The following is a 26855-nucleotide window of genomic DNA, read 5'->3' as shown; positions in this document are numbered from 1 at the left end:
AACTCCATTCGATTAATCACCTTTAATGGCGCGTTTCACTTTTGAAAAAAAGCTTTCCTCTTGCTCTCCAAGAGGAGATTGCCCGCTTACTTCCGCAAACTCGCGCAACAGCTGCTTTTGTTTTTCAGACAGCTTTGTCGGAGTCACGATTCGTACCAGGACATGCTGGTCTCCTGTACCATAGCCGCGGACATTGGGAACCCCTTTGCCCTTCAAGCGGAATTTGGTTCCAGTTTGTGTTCCTGCAGGTACTTTAAGCTTTACCTTGCCGTGCAGTGTCGGGACTTCCACTTCGTCACCAAGCGATGCCTGGACGAATGTGATTGGCATTTCACAATAAATGTCATCGCCGTCACGCTCGAAAAATTCATGCGACCTGATATGGAAGACAATATAAAGATCTCCTGAAGGTCCGCCATTGATTCCAGCTTCCCCTTTTCCAGCCACTCTCAACTGTTGGCCATCATCGACACCCGCCGGGATTTTAACATGAATTTTGTTTCTTCTCGTAACCTTCCCGGTACCAGAACATGTTGTGCATTTTTCTTTAATTTCCTTGCCTGTTCCATTACAGTAATGACACACTCTGCGGTTAACAATACGTCCAAATGGCGTGTTTTGTTCCACGCTGATCTGTCCGCTGCCATGACAGTGTTTACATGTATCCACTTTTGTACCCGGTTTTGCACCTGTTCCGTCACAAGTGTCACATTCTTCTTCACGAGGAATCTCGATATCTGTTTCCTTGCCGAAGACAGCTTCCTCGAATTTCAATGTCATCGTGTACTGCAGGTCAGCACCCTGTCTTGGTGCATTCGGATCACGGCGTCTTCCGCCTCCTCCGCCGAAGAAGGAATTGAAGATGTCTTCGAAACCGCCAAACCCTCCGCCGAAATCACCTCCGCCAAAACCCTGGTTAGGGTCCACATGGCCGAACTGGTCATACTGGGCGCGCTTCTGGTCGTCACTAAGGACCTCGTATGCTTCTTTAACTTCTTTGAACTTTTCATCTGCTCCCGGCTCTTTGTTGATGTCCGGATGGAATTGTTTAGAAAGCTTGCGATAGGCTTTCTTTAATTCATCCTTGGTAGCCGATTTACTGACACCGAGGACTTCATAGTAATCCCGTTTACTCATGATTACCACTCCCGAATCTTTTCACATAAAGGTAATTTTAACATTTCCATATATTCATACGCAATAATTAAAATATCTGTTATGCGGTAATTTAGTTCCCTTTTTAGCTGACGTTCTATTACATGAAAAAAGTCAAAGCCAAGTTATACCTGACTTTGACTTTTTGATTTCTATTTATTTTTTTTTACTTGTCGTCATTTACTTCTTCGAATTCAGCGTCAACGACGTTGTCGTCTTTCTTTGTTCCTTCTTGACCTTCAGCGCCTTGCTGAGCCTGCTGCTGCTTTGCAGCTTCTTCGTATAGCTTGACGCTCAGGTTTGTAACGATTTCTTGAAGAGCATCCTTCTTAGTGCGGATTTCTTCAATTTCGCCTTTTTCGATTGCAGCTTTCAGTTCGTCTTTTGCTTCGTTTGCTTTCTTGACTTCTTCTTCATCTACCTTGCCTTCAAGATCCTTCAAGGTCTTTTCGGCAGTAAAGACAAGTTGGTCAGCTTCATTGCGAAGTTCTACTTCTTCTTTGAGTTTCTTGTCAGCTTCTGCGTTCTCTTCCGCTTCTCTAACCATGCGGTCGATTTCATCATCGGACAATCCTGTAGAAGACTTGATGGTGATTTGTTGTTCCTTGTTTGTGCCAAGATCTTTTGCACGAACGTTTACAATACCGTTTTTGTCGATATCGAATGTTACTTCGATCTGAGGAACTCCGCGTGGTGCCGGCGGGATATCCGTCAACTGGAAGCGTCCCAGCGTCTTATTGGCAGATGCCATTGAACGCTCACCTTGCAGCACGTGGATGTCAACAGCAGTCTGGTTGTCAGCAGCTGTAGAGAACACCTGTGATTTAGAAGTAGGAATTGTTGTGTTACGATCGATCAGCTTTGTGAATACGCCGCCCATTGTTTCAATACCAAGTGAAAGCGGAGTAACGTCCAGAAGAACGACATCTTTAACATCACCAGAGATAACACCGCCCTGGATTGCAGCACCCATTGCAACAACTTCATCAGGGTTTACGCCTCTGTGAGGGTCTTTTCCAGTTTCCTTCTTGATTGCTTCCTGAACAGCCGGGATACGTGTAGATCCGCCGACAAGGATAACTTTATCCAGTTCAGATGGGCTTAAGCCAGCATCTTTAAGTGCCTGTCGAGTAGGTCCCATAGTACGCTCTACCAATCCTGCAGAAAGCTCTTCGAATTTAGCGCGAGTCAGGTTCAATTCAAGGTGAAGCGGTCCAGCTTCCCCTGCAGTGATGAACGGAAGGGAAATCTGTGTTGAAGTGACACCAGAAAGATCCTTCTTTGCTTTCTCTGCTGCATCCTTAAGACGCTGAAGGGCCATTTTGTCTTTAGCAAGGTCGATTCCGTTTTCCTTCTTGAATTGTTCTACTAAATAATCAATGATGACCTGGTCAAAGTCGTCACCGCCAAGACGGTTGTCACCTGCAGTAGATTTTACTTCAAATACGCCATCACCAAGTTCAAGGATGGAAACGTCGAAAGTACCGCCGCCAAGGTCATAAACCAGGATTGTCTGGTCTTCGTCCATTTTATCGAGGCCGTATGCAAGTGCTGCAGCTGTCGGCTCGTTGATGATACGCTCAACTTCAAGGCCAGCGATTCTGCCTGCATCCTTTGTTGCCTGACGCTCAGCATCATTAAAGTACGCTGGTACAGTGATGACTGCCTTTGTTACTGGCTCACCAAGATAGTCTTCAGCATAAGATTTCAAGTATTGAAGAATGACAGCAGAAAGTTCCTGTGGTGAGTATTCCTTACCTTCAACTTCCACTTTATGGTCTGTTCCCATGTGACGCTTAATGGAAATGATTGTATTTGGGTTAGTGATTGCCTGGCGCTTAGCCACCTCACCCACCTGGCGTTCGCCATTTTTGAACGCGATGACAGAAGGAGTTGTTCTGTTGCCTTCTGGATTCGGGATTACCTTTGGTTCGCCGCCTTCTAATACGGCTACACAAGAGTTTGTTGTTCCTAAGTCAATACCGATGATTTTACTCATATTCAATTACCTCCTGGATCTTTTATGTAACCACTGTTATTGGTTCACTTTTACCATCGCTGGACGAATGATGCGGTCCTTCAGTATATAGCCTTTTTGGAATTCTTCAACAACAATGTTTGGACCGTAATTTTCATCTTCAGCCTGCATCACTGCCTGGTGAAGATGCGGATCAAATTCTTTGCCAACTGCATCAATTACTTCAACGCCTTCATTCTTAAGGGCGTCAAGCAAGCTGCGGTAAACCATTTCTACTCCCTGTTTAAGGGATTTCGCCTGTTCATTATCCACGTCCATCTTCAATGCACGCTCGAAGTTATCGATGGCCGGAAGCAGATCTGTAATAATGTTTTGGGCTCTATATTTAGCGCTCGCTTCAAGTTCAATCCTTGAACGGCGGCGGAAGTTGTCAAAATCAGCCTGAAGGCGCAAGTAACGGTTATCGGCTTCTTCAAGCTTGCCTTCCAATTCAGCAATTTTCTGCTCCATCGGATCTTGTTGCCCTTCCTCTTGAGCCGGAATATCTTCAGTCTGTTCAGAAGCTTCATTTTCAGCAAAAACCTCTTCAACCGCTTCTTCTTCTGCCTGGCTGTTCAATTCTTGCTCAGTGTTGTTTCTCTCTTCTGTCACGTCAACTCACCTCCCTAAAAGTATCGCGGCAAGGATCACGGGCCGCTTTGTCCAGGTTAATCTGGATATATTTCAACGAAGCATAATCGCTTCAGTAGAAAACACATGACGATTCAGGATGGAACAGGCTGCTCCACCCTTAATCAATATTTCCATGCTTATTTATTTTGATACAGCTGTGTAAGTACCTTGGACAAATCCGTACTGATCAACTGAAGCAAGCTGATGACCCGTGAGTACTCCATCCGTGTCGGACCTAAAACTGCAATGGATCCCAGCTTTTCTTCACCCATGGAATAAGTGGCAGTGATCAGACTGCAATTTTCCATTGCTGAATTATCGTTTTCCGTACCAATCCTGACATTGATCCCGGCCGGGTTTTTCCTGATGAGGTTATATAAGCCATCCTCATGCTCGATCATATTCATCAGGTTGCGGATTTTTTCAACATCGTTGAATTCCGGCTGGCTGAGGATATTCGTCTTCCCGCCAAAGAAAACTTTTTCATGGGCTGGCATATTCAAAGTGTCCATGATTGTATTAAGGAGTGTGTCATAACTGCTGATATGCTGGCGCAGCAGCATAGCGATCTCCTTGTAGATCTTGGAGTTAAGATTGGTAAGCGGGACGCCGGCCAATCGCTCGTTCAGGATATTGACCATTTTTTCTACATCAGACGGATCAATGCTGGTAGGGAAGTGGAACATCCTGTTTTCCACATGCCCTGTATCTGTCACGATAATGGCAATCGCCGTATCCTTATTCAACGGAACGATCTGCAGCTTTCTCAGCCTGTTGTCTTTTACAGCCGGTCCTAAAACGATTGATGTATAATTGGTCATTTCAGATAAAATCTTTGCCGATTTCTGGACGATTTTCTCAAGCTCGTATATTCTTTCAGCAAAAATCGATTTGATCGCCGCCATATCAGAACGGTTCACTTTTTGCGGCAGCAGAAGGTTATCAACATAAAAACGATAGCCCTTTTCGGAAGGAATCCTCCCTGAGGATGTATGGGTCTTCTCAATAAATCCCATATCCTCCAAATCTGCCATTTCATTCCGGATTGTCGCCGAACTGAAATTAATTTCTTCTTTTTTCGACAAGCTCCTCGAACCTATCGGCTGAGCTGAACGAATAAAGTCATCAACAATCACCTGCAAAATAAGCACCTGACGATCTGTTAACAACATCATCACCTCTGTTAGCACTCTATAATAACGAGTGCTAATTCTAAAAATAATTTATCAGTAATCGATAAGGATGTCAATGATTTGATACCCCAATGAATGATTGAAAAACTTCATTGCCAAGCATACGTCCCTGCCTTGTCAGGAAGATGCGGTCATCATCGGTTTCCAGCAGCCCTTTCCTGGTCCAATCTTCAATTTGTCCAGCGAAAAATTGCATTGGATTGCGGCCGAATTTTTCTTCGAAATGTCGAATGGAAACACCTTTTGTCTTCCTTAATCCCAGGAACATTTCTTCTTCCATTTGTTCTTCAAGGGTAACCTTATGCACATCCATAAGAGGCAGCTCTCCCCTGTCGATCGGTTCCATATACTTTTTCAGGGGACCGTAATTGGACTGTCTCATGCCTTTTACATAACTATGAGCTCCTGCACCAAAACCATAGTACTCCTCGTTGTTCCAGTAGGTTAGATTATGCCTGCTTTCGTATCCCGGGACAGCAAAATTGCTGATTTCGTATTGATGGAAGCCGTTTGTTTCCATATGATCCATAAGCGTTTCATACATTTCCGCTTCGGCATCCTCGCCAGGGATTGGCAGCTTCCCTTTTTGCATTAAATTATAAAATACTGTTTTTGGTTCAATGATTAATGAATAACCAGAGTAATGGACCAGGCCCAAAGAAAGGGCCGTTTCGATGGATTCGATGAAGTCAGCCTTCGTCTGGCCGGGAAGACTGTATATCAAATCGATGCTGATATTATCGAAGCCTGCCGCTTTCGCATTTTCGATTGATTCAAATACATCCCTCGCCCGGTGGCTGCGGCCGATTTTTTTCAGAAGTTCATCATTAAATGTCTGTACTCCAAAACTCAGGCGGTTAACACCGGCATCTTTCAGGATGGCCAACTTTTCTTTTGACAAGTCGCCTGGATTCGCTTCGAATGTATATTCTGTGTTTTTATTGAAGTTCAGCTTTTCCTGGATTGACTTGACCAATTTGCCTAACTGCCTTTCATCCAATGCAGTCGGAGTACCGCCGCCCACGAAAATCGTATCAAGGACATGCTGGTCATGTTTTACTGTTAACTCCATTTCTTTTGCAAGGGCATCAAGATAGTCATCAACAGGCTGCCCTTTCATGAAGACCTTATTGAAATCACAATAGTGGCAAATATGATGGCAGAACGGAATATGGATATATGCTGATTTCATTAATTTTCACTTCCCTGGTTTATTGAAAAAAGAGGCCAGAATCGCTTGGTCATCAAGCGCATCCAGCCTCCACTCTATATTATTTCTTTGTATTGTTATCGTCCATCTTCAGGACTGCCATGAAGGCTTCCTGCGGCACTTCTACAGAACCAACCTGCTTCATGCGCTTCTTACCTTCTTTTTGTTTCTCAAGGAGCTTACGCTTACGTGAGATATCCCCGCCATAACATTTGGCCAGAACGTTTTTGCGCATCGCCTTGATGGTCGAACGCGCAACAATTTTCTGGCCGATGGCCGCCTGGATTGGCACCTCGAATTGCTGTCGTGGAATAAGGTCCTTCAGCTTATCGACGATGACTTTTCCGCGCTCATAAGCAAAGTCCCTGTGAACGATGAAGCTCAATGCATCTACTTTTTCAGCATTAAGCAGGATGTCCATCTTCACCAGCTTGGAAGGCTTGTAGCCGATTAGCTCGTAATCGAACGAAGCATAGCCTTTCGTGCTTGATTTCAGCTGGTCAAAGAAATCATAGACAATTTCAGACAGCGGGATTTCATACACGATGCTGACGCGTGTCTCATCCATATATTGCATGTCGATGAAGATACCGCGTTTCTCCTGGCAAAGCTCCATGATCGCTCCGACATAATCATTCGGCGCCATCATTGTTGCTTTTACATATGGCTCTTCAACACGGTCGATCTTTTGCGGATCAGGCATATTGGAAGGGTTATCCACCTTAATTTCAGTGCCGTCTGTCATGATGACATCGTAGATAACGCTTGGCGCAGTCGTGATCAGGTCAATCTTGAATTCACGCTCGATGCGCTCCTGGATGATTTCCATATGAAGAAGTCCCAGGAATCCGCAGCGGAAACCGAAGCCTAATGCCTGTGATGTTTCCGGTTCGAATTGAAGCGCTGAATCGTTAAGCTCAAGTTTTTCAAGTGCTTCCCTCAGGTCATTGAATTTCGCTGAGTCGATCGGATACAGACCGCAATATACCATTGGGTTCAAGCGACGGTATCCCGGAAGTGCTTCGGCAGCACCGTTTTTCGCGTTTGTGATCGTATCACCCACACGTGTGTCGCCGACGTTCTTGATTGCCGCTGTCAGGAAACCTACATCTCCGACAGTCAGCTCAGGTGAAGGAGTAGCCTTTGGCGTGAATACTCCGACTTCTGTTACTTCAAACTCTTTGCCTGTCGCCATCATTTTGATTTTGTCGCCGACTTTGACCGTTCCATCGACAACGCGGATATATGCAACTACGCCGCGGTACGCGTCATACAAAGAGTCGAAAATCAATGCTTTTAATGGAGCATCAGGATCTCCCTGCGGGGCCGGAACCTTCTCGACGATTTGCTCAAGGATATCTTCAATCCCGATTCCTGCTTTTGCGGATGCGAGGACAGCTTCAGAAGCATCCAGGCCGATCACTTCTTCAATTTCGTTTCTGACACGTTCAGGATCCGCACTCGGCAGATCGATTTTATTGATGACCGGCACGATTTCCAGGTCATTATCGATTGCAAGGTAAACATTCGCCAGCGTCTGTGCCTCGATTCCCTGTGCTGCATCGACAACAAGGACAGCACCTTCACATGCTGCAAGGCTTCGAGATACTTCATAAGTGAAGTCTACGTGTCCAGGTGTATCGATAAGGTGGAAAGTATAGATCTCTCCATCTTTCGCCTGGTACTTCAATTGTACTGAGTTCAGCTTTATCGTGATTCCACGTTCACGCTCAAGATCCATCGAATCCAGCAGCTGATCCTTCATTTCACGCGCAGTCAAGGCATTCGTCTTTTCAAGGATCCGGTCAGCCAGCGTGGACTTTCCATGGTCAATATGGGCGATAATCGAAAAATTTCGTATTTTACTTTGTCTATTAAGTCTATCTTCTCTGCTCATTGCGTTCACTCCTACTATACTCGCGCATGTACACTATTGTTGATTATATCAGCAGGAATATCAAGATTCAATAAATAATGGAGGAAGAGTCTCGTGGAGGGTGCCTTATCACGGCAGGATTGCGTCCATATATTGTTCACAGAATATTAGGAACTTATTAAGTAAAATGAATGGTAGAAGGGAGATGAATTATGTTTTTAAAAGAACGTTATGAGTCTGAAGAATTAAAAGTTTTGAAGGCATTGAACACACGGATGGTTTTATCCGAAAAAGAGAAACAGTACTATTTAAATTTACAAAAGGGATTTGAAGGCGAGGTGATGTTTGACGGGTACCTGCAACAAATAACCATGCAGTCATATATTTTAAATGACTTGCTGCTTGAGCAGAATCATTCTCATTTCCAGATTGACTCGTTGATGATCATACAGAGACTTTCCTACCTATTTGAAGTTAAAAATTTTGAAGGAGAGTATTATTTCGAAGGTGATACATTCAAAACCATTAACGGGAACGAAGTTAAAAACCCACTGCTGCAACTAGACAGGAACGTTTCACTCCTAAGACAATTTTTTAATAGTTCCGGAATTAAAATCCCCATTGAGCCGTATCTCGTATTTGTCAATCCCGAATTTACTTTGTACCATGCCCCGCTTAACAGGAAAATCATCCTCCCGACAAACCTGAACCGCTTTATCCATCAATTGAATAACCAGCAGACTACTTTGAACCATCAGCATGTAAGATTATCCGAAAAGTTATTAGCATCCCATATTACGAAATCCCCTTTTAGCAAGGTGCCTCATTTTGAGTATTCACAGCTAAGAAAGGGTGTATTTTGTCAGAAATGCGGGACAGGAATGGTAGAATATCATTCACATATACTAACATGCCCAAAATGCGGAAAACCTGTGAATACTAAAAGCGCGCTGGTGCAAAGCATTGAGGATTATCAAGTTCTATATCCGTCTGAAAAGTTATCCACCAATACAATCTATGAATGGACTGGTGATTTATTTCCCAAGAGAACCATCAGACAGACATTGAAGGAGAATTTAATAGTCTCAGGATATGGCCAATGGTCATATTATGAATGAATTTTTGGTCACCAATGGTTTTCATTGGTGACTATTATTTTGTAATAGGGCGTCCATAGCTTTAATGATGCTCCGTTCTTTTTTTGGAGTTAAAGGGGTTCCAATACGGTCTATTGGTGACACAAATTTCCATTATCTGGAGTTCAGCAGTCCCAATGCGGTTATTGGTGACACCATTTTCCATTATCTGGATTTTTGCGGTCCCAATGTGGTCTATTAGCGACACTATTTCCCATTATCTGGAATTCAGCAGTCCCAATGCGATCTATTGGTGACTCTATTTTCCATTATCTGGAGTTCCACAGTCCCAATACACCCTATTGGTGACACCTTTTCCAATTATCTCGAGTTCAGCAGTCCCAATCCGGTTATTGGTGACACCATTTTCCATTATATGGAGTTTCGCAGTCCCAATGCGATCTATTGATGACACCATTTTCCATTATCTGGAGTTTCGCAGTCCCAATGTGGTCTATTGGCGACACTATGTTCCATTATCTCGAGTTCAGCAATCCCAATGCGGTCTATTGGTGACACCATTTTCCATTATCTGGAGTTTTACAGTCCCAATACACCCTATTGGTGACACCTTTTCCCATTATTTGGAGTTCAGCAGTCCCAATGCGGTCTATTGGTGACACCATTTTCCATTATATGGAGTTTCGCAGTCCCAATGCGATCTATTGATGACACCATTTTCCATTATCTGGAGTTTCACAGTCCCAATACACCCTATTGGTGACACCTTTTCCCATTATCTGGAGTTCAGCAGTCCCAATATGGTCTATTGACGATACTATTTTCCATTATCTGGAGTTTCACAGTCCCAAACACGCCTTACAAAAGAAAAACAGCAGGCCCCAAGCCCGCTGTCCTCGCTACTTCCCGGTAATCAATTCTACTGTTTTTTCCATAACAACGGATATTCCGTCTGCCAGCTTTTTTCCGATTGATGAAAAGAGGTTGAATGCTTTCATTTCTTCTAGCTTTTTTCGCTTTTGTTCAAGGTCATGGCTGGAAATGTCGTTGCCCAGGATTGCGGTCTCGAAGCTGCCACTTTCGTTTTCTTTTACACTGAGGGCACTTTTGAATTCGGGATCATCATACCCTTTCATTTTATGGATTCCTTCGTTTGCCTGCTGCATGCCGAACAATACGGATATGAACATTAAAGAAGCGAGCATTAAGCTTTTTAGCATGAACATTTTCATCTCGATCACCTGACTGATTTTATTTCTTGTCTGGAGGCTGTTGGGCTGGCGCTCCTACTTTTTCGGCCTGCCAGTAAAATTCGCTGAATACATCTGCCAAAGCATCCGCGGACCTATTTAATTCCTCGAATGTATTATCGACACCGCCGAATTCGATCAATAATGCATTCCCTGAAAGGTCCTGATTGAATTTCCCGTTGGTTGACGCACCCTTTTTCTCTATGACGCCCCTGCTGAGTCCTTTGCCATACTTTTTATCAAGGAGATTATGCAGTTCGCGTGCGAGTGCTAGGTTTTTCTCATAATTCGCATTTTCCCCGCCAATGACAAACGCCAGTTTAGCATAGGATTTTCCGTTGATTTGTAGGGTTGTTTTATCTTTTCGGTAACCATCCCGATGGATATCTATGAAGTATTGCAGATTCCGGTCTCCTGACATGGCCGCTTCAACTACCGGGCGTGCTTCCTGATAGGCTTTTCCAAATCCAAGCCCTTTCTTGTTCAGGTTTCCCATGACATCGGTTTTATCAACCGTCGTTCCGATTCCCCGCTGTTCAAGACCTGATTTCAGATGATCACCAATCCTGGTCACGTTTACCTGTGAATGATACGCCTGATTCGGATCGGTTACACCCTTAAGGTACGGAAGATACGATTCTCTTGTATGGGTAAAATAAATATATACAGCTTTACGGTCGCCGGTTGACAGTGGCGGAGTTGCCGTACTTCCTTCCGAAGCACCTGGAAGATCCTCGGTATTTTGCAAGGCTGCCTCCTGCTCCGCTTTCAACACATCTAGCGGAGGAGCAGATTCCATCGGCATGTTTGTATAATTGGTTCCCTTACCCGCAACCAGAATTTTCCCATCAAAAAGCGAGAAACCAGGCAGTTCCCTTCCCAGCAAGCTTCTGGGATCATCCAGATTGATATTGGTAGTAAGCTTGAACATGACATTGGTCAGCTTTGGAGCTTCATATTCCTCTGGCAGCGCCTGCAGGAACTGATGATTTTCCCACCCCATCAAGCTGAACAGCAGCTGGCCGTTCAGGTTAGTTGCAGCCTGATTGACAGAATCGGAGGAAAGCCTAAGCTCCGGCCTCAGCGTCGTCATGGCCCCGCTTATCGAAAAAATCCCAATGAGAAAGAATACAAATGCTAGTGCGGCTTTTACAACTTGAGTCCCCTGGACAGCTACAATTATTCCCGAACGTTTATTAAGTCTCATTGCTCCACCTCTCTCATGCAAGTCTAGTAAATGTTATGACTTTGCTAGAGAAGATAGAACCAGGATTCCAATCGTAATCATTTTGAAATATAACCTAATGTGTATACATACCAGTGTTATCCTGGTCGATGTTCGAATGCAGCGCAGAATTGAGTCCGCTGGCAATCAAATTCGCCATATCATCGATGAAAACATCCACTTCTTTTGGAGTGACCATCAGGTTGTGGCCCAATGGTGAAAGAACCTCATAAATCAGCTTCCTTTTTTCTTCATCCTCAAGTGTGCCGATCATTCCCATGAATGTCTGACGTTGTTCTGCCTCAGGCAAGTCTTCGTCCGTCAGCTTCCTTCTCTTCCCAAAACTCATCCCCGCAGGAACAAGTGATCTCGAAGGCTTGTTTCCTTCCCTCATTTCCTTTCCGAAATGCTTCAGGATAAAATCAATTGTGTCACTTGTAATCGAAACAGCATCGACGACTGTCGGAACGCCGATCGCAATTACCGGGATCCCGAGCGTCTCTTTGCTGAGTTCCTTCCTTTTATTCCCTACTCCAGAGCCGGGATGGATTCCCGTATCGGATATCTGGATTGTTGAATTGACTCTTTCAATAGAGCGTGACGCAAGCGCATCGATTGCAATCACAAAGTCCGGCTTCGTCTTTTCGACTACGCCAAAAATAATGTCCGATGTTTCGATTCCCGTTAATCCCATCACACCAGGAGAAAGCGCACTGACAGAGCGGTACCCCTTCTCGACAGACTCAGGCTGCAGTTCGAATAGATGCTTGGTCACAAGCAAATTTTCACAAACGAGCGGTCCGAGAGCATCGGGGGTCACATTCCAGTTCCCCAACCCAACAACAAGGCAGGATGCATCCTCCTTAATCCCGGATTGTTTGATAAACTGGGCAAATTCATTGGCGAAGACTTTCTCTACTTTCCCTTGCAGCTCGGTATCCTGCTGGCGGATGCCGACAACTTCGATTGTCAAATACTGCCCCTGCTTTTTACCGAGGCTCTTCTCACCCTCGGCGGTTACCTCAACGAGAGAAATCTTTATATCATTTTCCTCTTTTTCTTTTATAATGACGCCTTCAATTTGAGAGAGATTCTCCTCGGTATGGACGGTTGATGCCTGGTCTGCAAGCACCATCTCCCTCGCTTCCACAGCCAGGTCAGTCCTGATTGAATACATGCTCAAGTCGATTGGTTCCTTCATGGTCGCATTCCTCCCAAACAGTTTGGCTGCTAAACAGCATACTATTGCCTATCTTTTCCTTTTATATCAAAAAACATTCACGCAGCTCTGGACATAAATTAAAGCAGAGTATTGCATTATTCACCCCTGTTTGATAAAATATCATTTGTTCTTAATAAATAAGAAATGTACTGGAAATGTCGAGTTCCATAAAATCTCGATGCTTTTTAGGAGGTGAACGGAATGCCAAACATTAAGTCTGCAATTAAACGTGTAAAAACAAGTGAAGAGAGCAGAGCTCACAACATTACTGTTAAATCAACTATGCGTACAGCAGTTAAAAAAGCTGAAGCAGCAATCGTGAACAACGATACTGAAGCAAAAGCTTCTTACGCTCAAGCAGCAAGCAAGCTTGATAAAGCAGCAGCTAAAGGTCTTATCCACAAAAATGCAGCTGCCCGCAAAAAAGCCCGTCTTATGAAAAAATTGAACGCTAACGGCTAATTTTTTTCATACTGCTAATAAAAAAACGACCTGTCAGGGTCGTTTTTTTATTTTGCATTCTATGTAAGTTACCTGCCTTTGATCTGGAACAGGATCATTTCAATCAGCATTTCTTTTTTCATGCCGCCTGTTTTCATTTGATAGTCTGCGTCAGCCAGAAGCTTCATGATCCTTGTCAATTCTTCATCCGAAAATGCCCCTGCTTGTCCTGCAGCAAGTTTTACCCTGAAAGGATGGATTTTCAGCGTCCCGGCTATCTGCTGTTGGCCATATCCTTTCCTTGCCAGCTCCTTTACCTGGTAAATCAGCCTGAATTGGCCAGTGATGACCGCAAGGATTTTAATTGGTTCCTCATTTTGCTTCAAAAGATCGTAATAAATCCTCAAGGCAGCCTCTACATTCCGGTGGACAACCTTGTCGACCAGAGTGAAAATATTTTGTTCCAAAGACCTTGCAGTCAGACGGTCCACAATGTCCTTGGTGATCGGCAGGTTATCGCCCGCATAAAGAGCCAGTTTATCAATTTCAGAAGTGAGCATGAATAAGTTCGTCCCTGCAAGTGCGAGCAATAGCTCAATCGCATCATTTTCTATGACGGACCCATGCATTTCAGCGCGCTCTTTTACCCAGGATTTAATTTCCTGCTCATTCAGCTTTTTGGCTTCTACTACTGTTGCTTTCCGCTTTAACTCCTTGGTTATTTTTTTGCGTTCATCCAGTTTTTCGTATGGCGCAGAAAATACGACGATGGAGTAGGGAGCAGGCTGTGAAAGGTAATCCTCCAGTTTGGCGAGATTATGTTCAATCTTTCCTTTTGACTTTTCAGATGTCAAAAACATGGGATTCTGAAGGATGACCAATCGCTTTTCTCCCATGAACGGGAAGGTTTCAGCGTCTTCCAATGCTGCCTCGATGGGAGTTTCCTCAAGATCGTATACCGAAAAATTGAAATCTTTTTCTTCTTCATCCAAAACATTGTCGACCAGCAGCTGTTTTGTTTCATTTATTAGGAATGCTTCTGTCCCATACAATAAATAAACAGAATCCACCTGTTTTTTGCTTATCTTTTTCCAAATGTCCAATACCACTTTTTTCCGCTCCGTTCAGTTCCAGTTTTCCCATATGTCTATCGTAAAGAAGCTTGGACATTTTGACAAGCATTCTAAGGGAATTGGCCTCCGACTATCTCGGCCAATTCCCCTATCTATATTGAACGCTGCTGTATAAGGCCTAGGATACTTATATGGCAGCGGTGCATCGAAGTTAAGATTATTTTAGCCCCAACCGGGAAAAGTATTTGTGTCAACTCTTGGTACATTGGGTAAATAAGCTGTAAAGAGAAGACTGGATTTTTTAAATTGAATCGCTTATACTATTATAGAATTAATAGGGGGGATTGACTGTGAATCAATTCGAAGAGAATGTCCAAAGCAATCGCAATGACGCTGTTGACTCAGGTGTTGGATTCATCGTTTCTTTTGGATTCTTTGCAACAATGTTCATTATTGCGACAGTCGTGCAGTTAATCGGGAGTTAATCACGGCTACATAGGATAAAGTTGTGGAGACTGCATTTTTAGATGCAGTCTCTTTTCGTTTTCATGTGATTATAAGGGGAGAGACGTATTTGCTCTTTGTTCTATACTATGGCAATTGCATGCCAAAGGTTCCTGAATTGCCTTTGAACTTGTAAGTGATGGCACCGCCTTCATCTGTCCTGTAAATAACCGCCCCAGCTTCCTTCAACCTTTCAAGCACTTCCTTCCCTGGATGGCCATACCTGTTCTTTTTCCCGACAGAAATGATCGCGTATTCCGGCTTTGTCCATTCCAGAAAGCTTTCCGAACTGGAATATTTGCTGCCGTGATGGCCAACCTTTAACACATCGATATCAAGTCCCTTAATGGTCTGCTCCATTAGCCTTTCCCCTTCCAAACCAAGATCTCCAGTGAAAAGCCACTTTTTCCCGCCAAGATCAGCGAGCAATACAATTGACCCGTCATTACGGTCTGCTGGAGATCGAATTGGATTGATAATCAGGAATTCCCCTCCACCGGAACTCCACGTTGTGCCCATTTCAGCTTCTTGGATTTCTGTTCCCTCCTTGTGTGCAACATCAATTATCCTGTTTTCCAAGTCCGATCGATCAGGGACACGCGGGAGAATCAGCTGTTTGACCTTCAGCTCTTCGAACAGCGCCCTGGCCCCTCCAATATGGTCGGCATCCCCGTGTGTCAAAATCAATTTATCCAGGCTTCTGATTCCTTCGCTTTTCAAAAATGGGACGACGATTTTTTTGCCTGGATCATACTGGCTCCTTCCCTGCTGCCAATCTTCCTTTGCAAAAGGGATGACACCGCCAGTATCAATAAGATAATTCCCCTGGTTATGCGGAAGCCTGATGAAAATGCTGTCGCCCTGGCCAACATCCAGAAATACGATTTTTCCATATGGGCTCATATAGGGCCATAAAATCTGCATGAAAAGAGGAATGAGAGGAAGCGCAAAAATCCATAATGGCGGTTTGGCCTTCCTTATTAAAAATCCTTCCCACATATAAAAGAAAATCGGAATCAAAAGGATATGCAATATCAGGAGGATCGGCTCCAGCTTACCAATCACGAGGGTCGATATCCGAAGCTCAGCAAGGCTCGCTGCAAAAAGGTTAACATTGTGTATCAGCGTTTCCAGAAGGATTAAATAAAACGAAGGCGGTGAAGCCCAAAAGATGAAAATATAGGTTAACAGCAAAATTGGAAGCAATCCAAATGAGAAAAGAGGGACAAAAAGAAGATTGGCGAGCATGGATATGACAGAGACTTCATGGAAGGACGAAATGATGATCGGGAGACTGGAGGTTTGGGCGATAAAAGAAGCTGCAGCAGTTTGCCCGGCAAGTGATGTGAAGGTTTTCATGATAACCGGCGCCGAAAGGATCAATGAGAAACTGACACTATAAGAGAGCTGAAAACCTGTGTCATAAATGATGCCTGGCTGTAATAACGCCATGATCATAAATGCAGCTGAAATGGCATCTAGCGGATTCATCTTGACCGAATAGCGCTTTGAACCAATCAATAGAAGAAGCATAGCGGAAGCCCGGATGACCGGTGGTGCGAGTCCAGTCATGACTGTATACAACGGCAGGAAGGCCATCAGCAGCATCTCCGTTTTTTCCTTCGTCACCCCAAGCCGGATACTAATGAAGTAGAGCATTCCAGTAAGCAGGCCTACATGCAGTCCTGAAATCGCCAATAAATGAACAATGCCTATTTTCTGGTAGGATCGTTCTGTTTCGGGATTAAAGAAATCTCTTTCGCCAAAAATCAGTGCTGCCGCAAGCGCTGAGGTATCATCAGGGAAAATCTGATTGATTCTCAGCACTTCTTTTTGCCTGAAGCCTTTAAGCATTGTCAAGATACTTTGCGACTTTTTATGGCAGGTAGCCAAAGATAGCTGGTCGGCTTCAAGAATCCAGGATATTTTGTCTCGTTCAAGGAATTTTTTGTAGTCAAAAGCATTTGGATTTGTGGCAGGCGGCGGGCTTGAGAGGATTCCGGAGGCTGAACAGGCTGTTCCCGGATTGAGGAGATTCTGGATGATTTCTTTTTCAGCAATGGTTTTGATTCTGTATTTGATGATAAGTTTTTCATCGGCCGGCAGTGATCTGCTATAGGCATAAAGCAAATCACCATCCACCTTGATTTCATCATCAAATAAAACAAGGAAGTTCTTTTCGCTGCCCATATACACTGTTTCAAAATCATCAAAGTACCCGGCAGCCATAAATACAGCATAACAGGCACTCATAAGCACCAGGAGTGATGCATGGAGTTTCTTAAATTCTTTTAGAAAGAAGAGGGTGAGCAAAAACAACGCCCCGTACAGAAGTGGATTCTGTTTAATTGTCAGCAAGCCCAGCAGTGAGACAGCGGCAAAGTAAAGCAACTGTCCCCTAATGGGTGCAATCCGTATAAACTTCATGTCATTAATCCTTTAGATTTATTATGGCAAATGTACAACCTCTACATCCCTTAAAAAGAGATCATTGTATTTGTTAGGATACGCAGATTTATAAACAATACGGGCAATTCCTGATTGTGCCAGGGTCTTGGAGCACTTTTCGCATGGCTCATGGGTGACGAACGCCGTTGCTCCTTTTAATAGTCCTCTATCCGCATGGAGGACCGCATTTTCCTCCGCGTGCAAAGTCCTGATGCAGCGACCCTGCTCATTAATCAGGCAGCCGGCATCCTCACAATGGTCATGACCGTGGATTGATCCATTGTAACCGGTCGAAACGATATGCTTGTCCTTGACAATGACACACCCGACATGCAGCCTTGGGCAGGTAGAACGCGTGCCCACTTCTTCGGCAATATCCAAAAAATAATCATCCCAACTCTTTCGTTCCATGCTGTAATCCCCCTTAAAAACGCTCAATATAATTTATGATAACCTTTTTATATCCTCCATTTTAAGTCTTTGGCTGAAAGAGTTCAATTTCAACGGCAGCTATTTAACCGAAATCAAGTCCTTTAACTTTTCAAAAGTTTTTTCCCCAATCCCGCTGATTTCTTTTAAATCCTCGATTGCTTTAAACGGCCCGTTCGTTTCGCGGTACTCAATGATTGCTTCAGCCTTGGCCGGACCGATTCCCGGCAAGGTCTGGAGGTCGGCTGATTGGGCAGTATTTAAATCCAGCTTTCCCTTTGCCGCCTCACCCTCATTCTGTACCGGCAAAGATGAAGGAACTTCTTCTCCGATGCGCGGCACATAAATTGACATTTCATCCTGGACATACATGGCAAAATTAATCGCGGCCGCGTCAGCCTCTTTTTCAAGCCCTCCAGCCACCTCAATCAGGTCGATCACCCTCCCTCCCTCTTTTACCTCATATACACCGGGATGAACAACAGCTCCTTTTATCTCTGCCATCATGATGATTTCTTTTTCCTCGACTTCCGCCTCTTTCTCAGGTTCCAGTTCTGTAACCATCGCCACGGCATTTTCCTCGGTGAGTTCATCCCCTTCATCGAATGATGAATAAAGAAAAAATAACAAAGCCGCAATTCCTGCAATTACAAAGATTTTGTTTTCCTTGATCCATTCCAAGCAGCATCAACACCTTTCTTCATTGGCATAAAATAAAAATTAAAATCATATGGATATAGGAGAATAAATGTACGAAGGAGGGAAGGGTTATGAAAATAGGGATAATAGGCACAGGGAATATGGGGAGAATTCTCGCCGAAGCTCTCATTGATGGGAATGCCGTTTCCCCTTCTTCAATGATGATTACGAATAGGACGTTATCAAAAGCTTTAGAGATTCAAAAAATATATCCAGGCTTAGCCATTGGAAAGAATGCGATAGAAGTAGCTGAAAAAGCCGATGCCATTTTCGTATGCGTGAAGCCTCATAATGTATTGGGAGTCCTTGAAACCATCAATCCTGTGCTTACGAAGAATAAATGTGTAATCTCCATTACTAGCCCAATCAGTGTGGAACAAATTGAAAGCAAAGTGGATTGTTCAGTCATGAGGATCATTCCAAGCATTACAAGCAGAGCACTTGCCGGGGTATCGCTTTTCTCGTTTGGCACCCGATGCACAACGGAATGGCGGGAAGCTATGTTAACTCTTTTTAAAAAGGTATCTGTCCCGCTGGTAATAGAGGAGAACATTACAAGAGTAGCATCAGATATTGTCAGCTGCGGTCCAGCTTTCTTCAGTCACCTTGTCCAGAGCTTTATCAATGGTGCTGTCAAAGAAACGGAGATTGATCAGGAAACCGCCACCAAACTAGCAAGCGAAATGTTAATTGGTTTAGGGGAACTTTTGAGTCAAAATCATTATACATTACAGACTTTGCAGGAAAAGGTTTGCGTGAAAGGCGGTATAACTGGAGAAGGAATCAAGGTACTGGATCGTGAAACAGGAGATATGTTTGAAAAGCTGTTCCAGGCAACACATAAAAAATACGCAACAGAATTAGAAAGCATTAAGGAACAATTCGGTCCTTAAAAGTTTTCTCCATTTAACCCGAAAATCCTTCCTTAAAATTGTGACAGAAATGGTACAAAAAAGCTCCCGTGTGAATCGGGAGCTTTTCTAATGAATATAAATCCTATTATGACTTGATCATAGCAAAAAATAATCGCTCGGTTGTTGAGTCAGGAGCCTTGAGTGAATAATCACCGGTGATTTCAATATTCTCAAAGCCTGCCTGCTTCAGCAATTCTACATATATTGCTTCCGGATATGTACGCTGGTAATGCACTTCATCAACACGATCATATTTTCCGGTTCTTTCATCGAGTACAAAAAAAGTCAGTTCATGTTCAACGCTATGCGGGTCGTCTCCCTTGAAGCTGTTCCAGATATAGGTGATCTCTTCGTCATCCCATGTGAATGTAGCATCCGCAAAAATATCGCGCATCTTATAAACGGAATGGACATCAAAAATGAACAAGCCGCCCTTTTTCAAAAGACGGTATACGCCTTCAAAGGTCTTCTTTACTGCCTGTTCATCCTTCAAATAATTCAGGGAATCGCAAAAGATGCCGATGATATCAAATTCACCTAATTCCTCTAGTTCTGTCATGTCCTGCTGGAAGAATTGGATAGGCATAGATTGTGCCTGGGCCTTCATCTGGGCTACCGAAAGCATATCGCCAGAAAGGTCCGCGCCAGTAACATCATAGCCTTTTTGCGCAAATCTGACAGAAAGCTCCCCGGTGCCGCATGCGAGGTCGAGAAGCTTCATTCCATTCACTTGATATCTCTCTTTGTACGCTTCGACGATTTTGACCCATTCATCATAGGGAACGTCCTGCATGAGCTCATCATACAAATAAGCGAATCTTTCGTAGGACACTTAATTCAGCTCACTTTGAACATTTTCGATTGGTGCGTCTCCCCAGAGACGTTCCAAATTATAGTAGCTTCTTTCTTCTTTATGGAAGACATGGACAACCACATCGCCAATATCAATCAGGACCCATCTCGCTTCATCGAAGCCTTCCATCCTTTTCAGACCATATCCCTGTTCTTCTGCTTTTTCCCTGATTTCACGTGCAATTGCCTGCACTTGTTTGTCCGAATTACCATGGCAGATAATGAAATAGTCGGCAATCAGCGAGATGCCTTTCATATTCAATACCATAATATCTTCTGCCCTTTTATCGTCTGCTGCTTTTACAGCTGTCATCAATAGTTGTCGATCGTTCATTCAATCACCCTCCTGAGTTTTTTACAATGCTGTTATATGCGTTAAATGTATCTGGAAAAACCTGCTGGTTTTTTTTTATCAAAAATAGGATGGTATTTTTCATTGACTGGGTCAGCGCAATGTCCAAATCTTTCTCTGCCAAATCCCTTACCTCATCGACCCCGGGGAAATGGCGGCCCGGCTCAATATAATCAGCCAGATAAATGATTTTATCAAGGAGGGTCATGCCTACCCTGCCTGAAGTATGGAATCGGATGGCATCAAGGATTTCCCCGTCTTTTATGCCTGCTTCTTTTTCGGCGAGAAAGGCTCCTACAGGGGCATGCCAAAGCTCACTGTTGAACTCCAGCAGGATGGCCGGCATTTTTTGGTCAACGATAACCTGCCTCATTTCCTCTTTTGGCCTGAATTTGGCATAATCATGGAAAATGGCGGCCATTTCTGCTTTTTTCCGGTCTGCGCCGTATTTTTCTGCCAGCCTGATGGCAGTCTCCATCACTCCAATAGTATGCACATATCGATGTTCAGTCAGCTGCGGCTTCACAATCTCAAGTGCTTGTTCACGATCCATATAAACCATTCTCCTCTATATAAAGCCTGACAGATTCGGGCAGCAGATAGCGAATGCTTATACCGTCCCTTATTCTCTCTCTGATCATGCTAGAAGAGATGTCCATCTGTGGCGTTTCTGCATACAGAATATCATATTCCGTTTCCGTCGTGTACGACGGCCTGCTGACCCCCACGAACTTCACCATCTCCAGCAGCTCATCTATTTTATGCCATTTTGGCAAGTACTCAACCATGTCGCCGCCAATAATGAAATAAAAATCAATTTCTTTATTCTTAGCTTTTAATATTTTCATCGTTTCATACGTGTAAGAAGGACCACTTCTCTCGAGTTCTGCTTTTTCCACCCGGAATTTCTGGTTGTCGGCAGTAGCAAGCTCGAGCATCTCAAGCCTGTCTGAATTGCTGATAAGCATGTTGACTGTTTTATGCGGCGGAACCTGATTGGGCATGAACCAAACTTCATCCAGCCCATAAGCATGCAGTACTTCATTCGCAATGACCAAATGTCCGGTGTGCGGCGGATTGAAGGTTCCGCCCAATATGCCAACCTTCATCAAACAGGCACCTCCCAGTTGTTTATCTTGGAAGAACGATTTGCTTATTCTCGCGTGATTCTTTATACAATACAATTGTATTCCCGATGACCTGGACAAGCTCCGCTTTTGCTCCGCGTGAAAGCTGCTCTCCAACAGTATCCCTGTCCTCATCACAGTTCTGGAGGATGCTTACCTTGATTAACTCTCTTGCTTCAAGCACATCCGCGATTTGCTTGATCATATTTTCATTTACCCCGCCTTTGCCGACTTGAAAAATCGGAGTCAGATGATGGGCTTTTGACCTTAAAAAACGTTTTTGCTTACCTGTTAACATGTGTTAACCTCCTAAATTTCTTAAAACATTGGCTCTCATTCTCTCGGTGTCCGGAAAAATCCCGGTCCATTTTTCGAAAGCAAGTGCCCCCTGCAAAACGAACATCCCGACGCCATTCTGGATTTCGGCTCCTTTTTTAGACGCTTCCTCCAAAAATTTTGTTTGCAGAGGATTATATATGATATCACTGACGATTGCATCCCTGGAAATATTCTCAGGTGAAAGCGGCAAACCTTCTAGGTCAGGTGACATTCCAATGGAAGTGGTCTGGATGATCAACTGATATTCATGCAGTGACTTTTCAGCTGTTTTTCTGTCAAGGACCTTTGAACGGACCTTGAAGGGACAGGAGCTGACTAATTCCTCAGCCTTCCCGGCTGTCCGGTTATACAGGTCAATCCGCTGAATTCCTGCCTGGGCCATTGAGAAGTAAATCGCTCTTGAAGCACCACCTGCTCCAATAATCAAAGCTGACCTTGAACCAGGATCAGCATCCATTGATTCAAGTCCTTTGACGAAGCCGGGTCCATCTGTATTGTAGCCTGTTAAAATGCCATGTTCATTTTTGACCGTATTGACGGCTCCGATCGCTTCTGCCAAAGGATCGATTTGATCGAGATAGGCCATGATATCAGTTTTATGCGGGATTGTCACATTGAAGCCACTAACACCCAATGCTTTGAACCCTTTTACTGCTGCCTCAAGATTTTCCTTGGTGACATGAAAGGGAAGATAGACTGCATCGATTCCATAAAAATCAAAGAGATCATTATGCATGGCAGGAGACATGGAATGGCCAATTGGATCACCGATGACGCCGAACAATTTTTTCATGCTTCTCCCGCCTTTCCTCATAGTTTTTGGATCTCGAAGAGTTTAAATCAGAGACCTTCTCAGCATCACATGAACCCCTTTCGGAACATATGCTGCAATTTTTGCGCCCGCATCATTGACTGTCACCCAGCCAAGCCCTGAAAAAACGACATCTGTTTTGGCTTCCTTAATCGTGAACTCATGTCGGACAAGTTCAGGGAATTCATCCATTTGCTCAGGCCGAGGCGGGGTCAGCAATTCACCCGCATGGTTCTTATACAGCTCATCCGCATTTTCCAGCTTTGTACGATGGATATTGATTTCATTCGGTACATAGCAGGAAAAAGACCTTCTGCCTCCTGCCAGATAATCGAACCGTGCCAGGCCGCCGAAAAATAATGTCTGCTGTTCGTTCAGCTGGTACACCTTTGGCTTGATCTCTTTTTTAGGCGTAATGTACTTCAAATCACGCTTATCCACATAATGAGCCATCTGGTGATGGTTGATGATTCCCGGAGTATCGACGATCGCTTTGCCGTCCTCTAGCGGGATTTCGATCATATCAAGGGTTGTTCCCGGAAAATGTGAAGTGGTGATGATGTCTCCTTCGCCTGTCACTTCCTTAATGATTCGATTAATAAAAGTAGATTTCCCTACATTTGTGCAGCCAACAATATAAACATCCTTGCCATTCCGGTATTCATCTATTGCCGCCGCAGCTTCTCTGATGTTATACCCTTTTGCCGCACTTACAAGAAAGACATCGATCGGATTGAGCCCAAGTTCCCGGGATTCTTTCTTCATCCAGTCAATCAGCTTGCGCTGCTTGACCGATTTAGGCACAAGATCAGCCTTGTTGCCAATCAATAATACCGGATTCTTTCCAGCGAATCTCTGGATCCCGGGAAGCCAGCTGCCGTTAAAGTCGAAAATATCGACGATTTTTACAATGAGGGCATCCCTGCTCCCTAGTTCATTCAATATTTTCAAGAAGTCATCATCGGTGAGACTTACATCCTGGATTTCGTTATAGTTTTTAAGGCGGAAACATCTCTGGCAGACGATAGCCTCTTTTTCCAAGGAAGAAGCAGGGGCATACCCCAGTTCTTCAGGATTTTCAGTTTGGATTTTCACACCACAGCCTGTACAGATTAATTGTTCACTCAAATCTAGTCCTCCCAATTCAGCTTTCCTTTCTTCTTGAACCAATTTAAAATCCTTCTTTCCACTTTCCTGTTGAATCGGGTCACAAACCCATCTGTCTGGGCAACCGGTACAACGAGAATCGTGTGGAATCCGCTTCTATTGCCGCCAAGGACATCTGTCAGCAGCTGGTCGCCAATCACGACTGTTTCTTCTTTACGCAAGCCCATCTGCTTCAAAGCTTTATTGAACGCCCTGGTCATTGGCTTCCTCGCTTGAAATATAAAAGGGATTTGAAGCGGATCAGAGAATGCCTTGACTCTTTTCTCATTATTATTTGAAACAATCGTTATGAGTATTTCATTTCTTCTCATATTATCAAACCACTCGATCAGCTTCGGGGTCGCAGTCGGCCGATCCCATTCTACGAGGGTATTGTCCAAATCCGTTATGATTCCCTTGACGCCTTTTTCCTTCAGGCTATCCGGCTCGATTTCAAATATATTTTTCACATGCTGGTCAGGCAAAAAATGCTTTAGCAATTTTATAACACCTCATTAATTAAATTCCTATCATACCGTTAACATCATACCCAATTTTATCCTCGTATTCAAAACAAACATACAGATCTCCCCGAATTAACAGCTGTCTACTGATTAAAATTGACAAAAACAACCGATTTTCTGCTATAAGCGTTAAATTTTCGAAGTATTACAAAAAACTTTTCGACAAAATCCAGCCATTTCCAATCCTGTGGATAACCTTATGCACAATATACACATTGATTCTCTTACAAATTTCCCATTTATAAACAATTTAATCACAGGTTATCCACTGCTAATTGTGGATAATCAGAACGGTTGTTCTGCAAGTTTCAATCTGCTAGAGTAAGGGTAGAAACGAAACAACTTACAATTATATGCAGTTAAAATCTGATTTAGAAGATCCTTTTGGGGGTGAATGACTGAAATGCGCAAGCTATCGGACGAGCTGTTGATCGAATCCTATTTCAAGGCAAGAGAACTGAACCTTAGCTATGAGTTTATTCGTTTGATTGAAACGGAAATCCACCGGCGGTCATTATCTAACCGAATCAAAGTCTCTTCCTGACAGCCCCAAAAGGGCTCTTTTTTTTGCTTTGTGTGGCATAAATACAAAACAAAAACGAAAGACACAGATTAAACCTGTGCCTCGCTGGTCATCCTTGTCCATTCCTGGTACCGATTCTCTCGCCATATTTAATAGGATATGGCGCTGTGATGTTCGGCAGTAGATTCACTGTCCCCTTTTCAAATAGAAGCACAACAGTCGAGCCGAAGGTAAAATACGCCATTTGCTCGCCTTTTTCGAGGCTCGTTCCGGCGTGGGTGGTTTCAATCGAGTTGACGAACATGGCGCCAACCTTTATAACTGCCATCATGCCTGAATCATGCCAGATTTCAGTTATTTTACGGAAGTTCTTGGACAATGGATAATTTCCGTATTTCAACCCCATCTTGTTAACAGGATACGACTTCCTTCCCAATGTCCACTGATTTACTACATTGCCTGCAACAGGGCTGTGAATTTGGTGGTAATGGCTTGGGCTCAAGTAAAAAATCATATACGTGCCTTGTTCATACCTTGCCATTGCTTCATCATTACCAAGCATCTCGGAAATCGAATACACTTTCCCCTTTACGTTAATCGTTTTGTCAGCCTCAATTTCACCTATATCTTCAATCACTGAGTCTACAGGACTGACAACAGACAAAGGCTCTTCATCTACTATTCTTGATCCTTCTTTCAGGTTCCTGATGAAAAATTGATGCAGGCTCTCATACTCTTCTATCGATTTTTCCATTTCGTCCTGATTGATGTTATAAGTTTTGGCAAACGAAGGGATAATGACTTTGCTGTTTTTAGATTTTGCGAATTTATGCAAAATGGCCGAAGTCCATTTCCCATTTGTCAATTCTATAAGCAGGCGATATATAGACTGGAGCAATGAACATACCTCCGATTAAATTATTAAGTATTAGTTTTGTTTTTTTGATGAATGTAATTGATTAAAAATTCCGGGAAATACCAAAAAGAAATCTTTACGAAAGAGCATAATCAGCTTAGAATTATATATTATTATATAATAACCCAATGTGCTAGTTCCCTTTTCAATAAGGCTCTATCTTTTTGAAACGATTATGAATGAATCTGCTCAAAAGGTTCGATGCAAATTTGAAATTGTGTCCGAATACTTTCGGAAAGCAGAACAATGCAGAAACTGTCTTCCAGTAAGAGGAGTGAATTATATGTTTCTTCACGATGTACTAGACTCAACTGTCAAAAAAGTAAAATCTCAGACTGCAAACGTGCTGACACTGGCTAATCTTTCGTTAGGTGGATTCGCAATCATCGTTGGCATGGAAGGCAATTTAAACTTAAGCCTTTTATTGATTTTCATCGCTGCCCTGGCAGACCGGTTTGACGGAATGGTTGCCAGAAAGCTTAATATTGAATCTGAACTTGGAAAGCAATTAGATTCCATGAGTGATATTATATCATTCGGTGTGGCTCCTGCACTATTAATCTATCAGGGAATTTTGTCCGAGTTTGGGGCTCCCGGTGCGTTTTTCATTGTTTTTTATATAGGCTGCGGCGCATTCCGACTGGCTAGATTCAATATTACCGAGAATAACGGCTACTTCACAGGATTGCCGATCACCGCAGCAGGAGTGCTGGCAACGCTGAGTTTTCTGACCATCCCCCATATTCCTCCGCAGTCATTCTTATTCATTATGCTGATCCTCAGCCTGCTGATGATCAGTCCTTTCAAGCTAAGAAAAGTATAAAACCCAGCCTCAAAAGGGCTGGGTTTTCGTTTGTCTGTTTCGGGCAAAACCTGCTT

At 43.6% G+C, this 26855-nt stretch carries 28 protein-coding genes; 6 read left to right on the top strand and 22 right to left on the bottom strand.

The features are described from left to right. Window positions 1–12 precede the first annotated feature (12 nt). The 6 genes from dnaJ to lepA form a co-directional block, all read right to left on the bottom strand. A complete protein-coding gene (gene dnaJ, locus FS736_RS09470) occupies window positions 13–1137 on the bottom strand; it encodes a molecular chaperone DnaJ (protein ID WP_144476151.1) in 1125 nt (374 codons plus the stop codon). A 184-nt stretch (window positions 1138–1321) separates the two neighbouring features. Beyond that, window positions 1322–3154 (bottom strand): molecular chaperone DnaK, encoded by a 1833-nt coding sequence (gene dnaK / locus FS736_RS09465; protein ID WP_144476150.1) that lies wholly within the window; start codon window positions 3152–3154, stop codon window positions 1322–1324. A 36-nt stretch (window positions 3155–3190) separates the two neighbouring features. Beyond that, a complete protein-coding gene (gene grpE / locus FS736_RS09460) occupies window positions 3191–3784 on the bottom strand; it encodes a nucleotide exchange factor GrpE (RefSeq protein WP_144476149.1) in 594 nt (197 codons plus the stop codon). Between the two features lie 158 nt (window positions 3785–3942). Next, window positions 3943–4974 (bottom strand): heat-inducible transcriptional repressor HrcA, encoded by a 1032-nt coding sequence (gene hrcA / locus FS736_RS09455; RefSeq protein WP_144476890.1) that lies wholly within the window; start codon window positions 4972–4974, stop codon window positions 3943–3945. A 76-nt stretch (window positions 4975–5050) separates the two neighbouring features. Next, window positions 5051–6190 carry a radical SAM family heme chaperone HemW gene (gene hemW / locus FS736_RS09450; RefSeq protein ID WP_144476148.1) on the bottom strand — a complete coding sequence of 380 codons (1140 nt, stop codon included), beginning with the start codon at window positions 6188–6190 and terminating at the stop codon, window positions 5051–5053. A gap of 79 nt (window positions 6191–6269) precedes the next feature. Beyond that, window positions 6270–8105 carry a translation elongation factor 4 gene (lepA, locus tag FS736_RS09445; RefSeq protein WP_144476147.1) on the bottom strand — a complete coding sequence of 612 codons (1836 nt, stop codon included), beginning with the start codon at window positions 8103–8105 and terminating at the stop codon, window positions 6270–6272. 191 nt (window positions 8106–8296) lie between these two features. Here lepA and FS736_RS09440 point away from each other — a divergent pair, with 191 nt between their 5' ends. Beyond that, window positions 8297–9202 carry a nuclease-related domain-containing protein gene (locus FS736_RS09440; protein ID WP_144476146.1) on the top strand — a complete coding sequence of 302 codons (906 nt, stop codon included), beginning with the start codon at window positions 8297–8299 and terminating at the stop codon, window positions 9200–9202. Between the two features lie 878 nt (window positions 9203–10080). Here the strand turns inward: FS736_RS09440 and FS736_RS09435 are convergent. The 3 genes from FS736_RS09435 to gpr form a co-directional block, all read right to left on the bottom strand. Next, window positions 10081–10413: a YqxA family protein gene (locus FS736_RS09435; protein ID WP_144476145.1), complete on the bottom strand. Its 333-nt coding sequence runs from the start codon at window positions 10411–10413 to the stop codon at window positions 10081–10083. A 19-nt stretch (window positions 10414–10432) separates the two neighbouring features. Beyond that, window positions 10433–11638 carry a stage II sporulation protein P gene (spoIIP, locus tag FS736_RS09430; protein WP_144476144.1) on the bottom strand — a complete coding sequence of 402 codons (1206 nt, stop codon included), beginning with the start codon at window positions 11636–11638 and terminating at the stop codon, window positions 10433–10435. Window positions 11639–11732: 94 nt separating this feature from the next. Further along, a complete protein-coding gene (gene gpr / locus FS736_RS09425) occupies window positions 11733–12857 on the bottom strand; it encodes a GPR endopeptidase (protein WP_144476143.1) in 1125 nt (374 codons plus the stop codon). Between the two features lie 222 nt (window positions 12858–13079). Here gpr and rpsT point away from each other — a divergent pair, with 222 nt between their 5' ends. Then, window positions 13080–13340: a 30S ribosomal protein S20 gene (rpsT, locus tag FS736_RS09420; protein WP_144476142.1), complete on the top strand. Its 261-nt coding sequence runs from the start codon at window positions 13080–13082 to the stop codon at window positions 13338–13340. Between the two features lie 68 nt (window positions 13341–13408). Here rpsT and holA read toward each other — a convergent pair whose 3' ends face one another. Continuing rightward, window positions 13409–14428, bottom strand: a complete 1020-nt coding sequence (holA, locus tag FS736_RS09415) for a DNA polymerase III subunit delta (protein WP_144476141.1) — start codon at window positions 14426–14428, stop codon at window positions 13409–13411. Window positions 14429–14742: 314 nt separating this feature from the next. On the opposite strand from holA, the gene FS736_RS09410 reads away from it, so the two are divergent. After that, window positions 14743–14877 carry a YqzM family protein gene (locus FS736_RS09410; protein ID WP_023627242.1) on the top strand — a complete coding sequence of 45 codons (135 nt, stop codon included), beginning with the start codon at window positions 14743–14745 and terminating at the stop codon, window positions 14875–14877. A gap of 106 nt (window positions 14878–14983) precedes the next feature. Here the strand turns inward: FS736_RS09410 and FS736_RS09405 are convergent, their stop codons facing one another. The 3 genes from FS736_RS09405 to FS736_RS09395 all read right to left on the bottom strand — a co-directional run bounded on the left by FS736_RS09405 (window position 14984) and on the right by FS736_RS09395 (window position 18454). Beyond that, a complete protein-coding gene (locus FS736_RS09405; RefSeq protein ID WP_144476140.1) occupies window positions 14984–17323 on the bottom strand; it encodes a DNA internalization-related competence protein ComEC/Rec2 in 2340 nt (779 codons plus the stop codon). 21 nt (window positions 17324–17344) lie between these two features. Next, entirely contained in the window at window positions 17345–17755 is a 411-nt protein-coding gene (locus tag FS736_RS09400; protein WP_144476139.1) for a deoxycytidylate deaminase, read from the bottom strand. Window positions 17756–17854: 99 nt separating this feature from the next. Next, the gene (locus tag FS736_RS09395; protein WP_260983575.1) at window positions 17855–18454 is read right to left on the bottom strand and encodes a helix-hairpin-helix domain-containing protein; all 600 of its coding nucleotides are present in this window, start codon (window positions 18452–18454) and stop codon (window positions 17855–17857) included. Between the two features lie 89 nt (window positions 18455–18543). Here FS736_RS09395 and comER point away from each other — a divergent pair, with 89 nt between their 5' ends. Further along, the gene (gene comER / locus FS736_RS09390) at window positions 18544–19365 is read left to right on the top strand and encodes a late competence protein ComER (protein ID WP_144476138.1); all 822 of its coding nucleotides are present in this window, start codon (window positions 18544–18546) and stop codon (window positions 19363–19365) included. Between the two features lie 106 nt (window positions 19366–19471). Here comER and FS736_RS09385 read toward each other — a convergent pair whose 3' ends face one another. From FS736_RS09385 to FS736_RS09350, 8 genes are read right to left on the bottom strand one after another with little or no spacing between them, the layout of a single operon-like run. Then, window positions 19472–20218: a class I SAM-dependent DNA methyltransferase gene (locus FS736_RS09385; RefSeq protein ID WP_144476137.1), complete on the bottom strand. Its 747-nt coding sequence runs from the start codon at window positions 20216–20218 to the stop codon at window positions 19472–19474. Further along, complete coding sequence (rsfS, locus tag FS736_RS09380) at window positions 20219–20572, bottom strand: ribosome silencing factor (protein WP_144476136.1); 354 nt, start codon at window positions 20570–20572, stop codon at window positions 20219–20221. Between the two features lie 4 nt (window positions 20573–20576). Beyond that, complete coding sequence (gene yqeK, locus FS736_RS09375; protein WP_144476135.1) at window positions 20577–21143, bottom strand: bis(5'-nucleosyl)-tetraphosphatase (symmetrical) YqeK; 567 nt, start codon at window positions 21141–21143, stop codon at window positions 20577–20579. Next, window positions 21133–21702: a nicotinate-nucleotide adenylyltransferase gene (locus FS736_RS09370; protein WP_144476134.1), complete on the bottom strand. Its 570-nt coding sequence runs from the start codon at window positions 21700–21702 to the stop codon at window positions 21133–21135. Before FS736_RS09370 ends, yqeK begins: the two co-directional genes overlap by 11 nt. A 19-nt stretch (window positions 21703–21721) precedes the next feature. Further along, entirely contained in the window at window positions 21722–22015 is a 294-nt protein-coding gene (yhbY, locus tag FS736_RS09365) for a ribosome assembly RNA-binding protein YhbY (RefSeq protein ID WP_144476133.1), read from the bottom strand. Window positions 22016–22018: 3 nt separating this feature from the next. Beyond that, window positions 22019–22849 carry a shikimate dehydrogenase gene (gene aroE, locus FS736_RS09360; protein ID WP_144476132.1) on the bottom strand — a complete coding sequence of 277 codons (831 nt, stop codon included), beginning with the start codon at window positions 22847–22849 and terminating at the stop codon, window positions 22019–22021. 42 nt (window positions 22850–22891) lie between these two features. Next, a complete protein-coding gene (gene yqeH / locus FS736_RS09355; RefSeq protein WP_144476131.1) occupies window positions 22892–23995 on the bottom strand; it encodes a ribosome biogenesis GTPase YqeH in 1104 nt (367 codons plus the stop codon). Between the two features lie 2 nt (window positions 23996–23997). Next, window positions 23998–24513: a YqeG family HAD IIIA-type phosphatase gene (locus FS736_RS09350; protein WP_144476130.1), complete on the bottom strand. Its 516-nt coding sequence runs from the start codon at window positions 24511–24513 to the stop codon at window positions 23998–24000. Between the two features lie 427 nt (window positions 24514–24940). On the opposite strand from FS736_RS09350, the gene FS736_RS09345 reads away from it, so the two are divergent. Further along, window positions 24941–25081 (top strand): sporulation histidine kinase inhibitor Sda, encoded by a 141-nt coding sequence (locus FS736_RS09345; protein ID WP_079510333.1) that lies wholly within the window; start codon window positions 24941–24943, stop codon window positions 25079–25081. An 88-nt stretch (window positions 25082–25169) separates the two neighbouring features. Here the strand turns inward: FS736_RS09345 and FS736_RS09340 are convergent, their stop codons facing one another. Continuing rightward, entirely contained in the window at window positions 25170–25958 is a 789-nt protein-coding gene (locus FS736_RS09340; RefSeq protein ID WP_144476129.1) for a phosphatidylserine decarboxylase, read from the bottom strand. A 301-nt stretch (window positions 25959–26259) separates the two neighbouring features. Here FS736_RS09340 and pssA point away from each other — a divergent pair, with 301 nt between their 5' ends. Continuing rightward, window positions 26260–26799: a CDP-diacylglycerol--serine O-phosphatidyltransferase gene (gene pssA, locus FS736_RS09335; protein ID WP_144476128.1), complete on the top strand. Its 540-nt coding sequence runs from the start codon at window positions 26260–26262 to the stop codon at window positions 26797–26799. Window positions 26800–26855: the final 56 nt, after the last annotated feature.

This window comes from Cytobacillus oceanisediminis 2691 (assembly GCF_007678455.1).
Lineage (GTDB): Bacteria > Bacillota > Bacilli > Bacillales > Cytobacillaceae > Mesobacillus > Mesobacillus oceanisediminis_A.
Note: the sequence above shows the minus strand (reverse complement) of the source record. Positions and strands in the feature narration are given on the sequence as shown.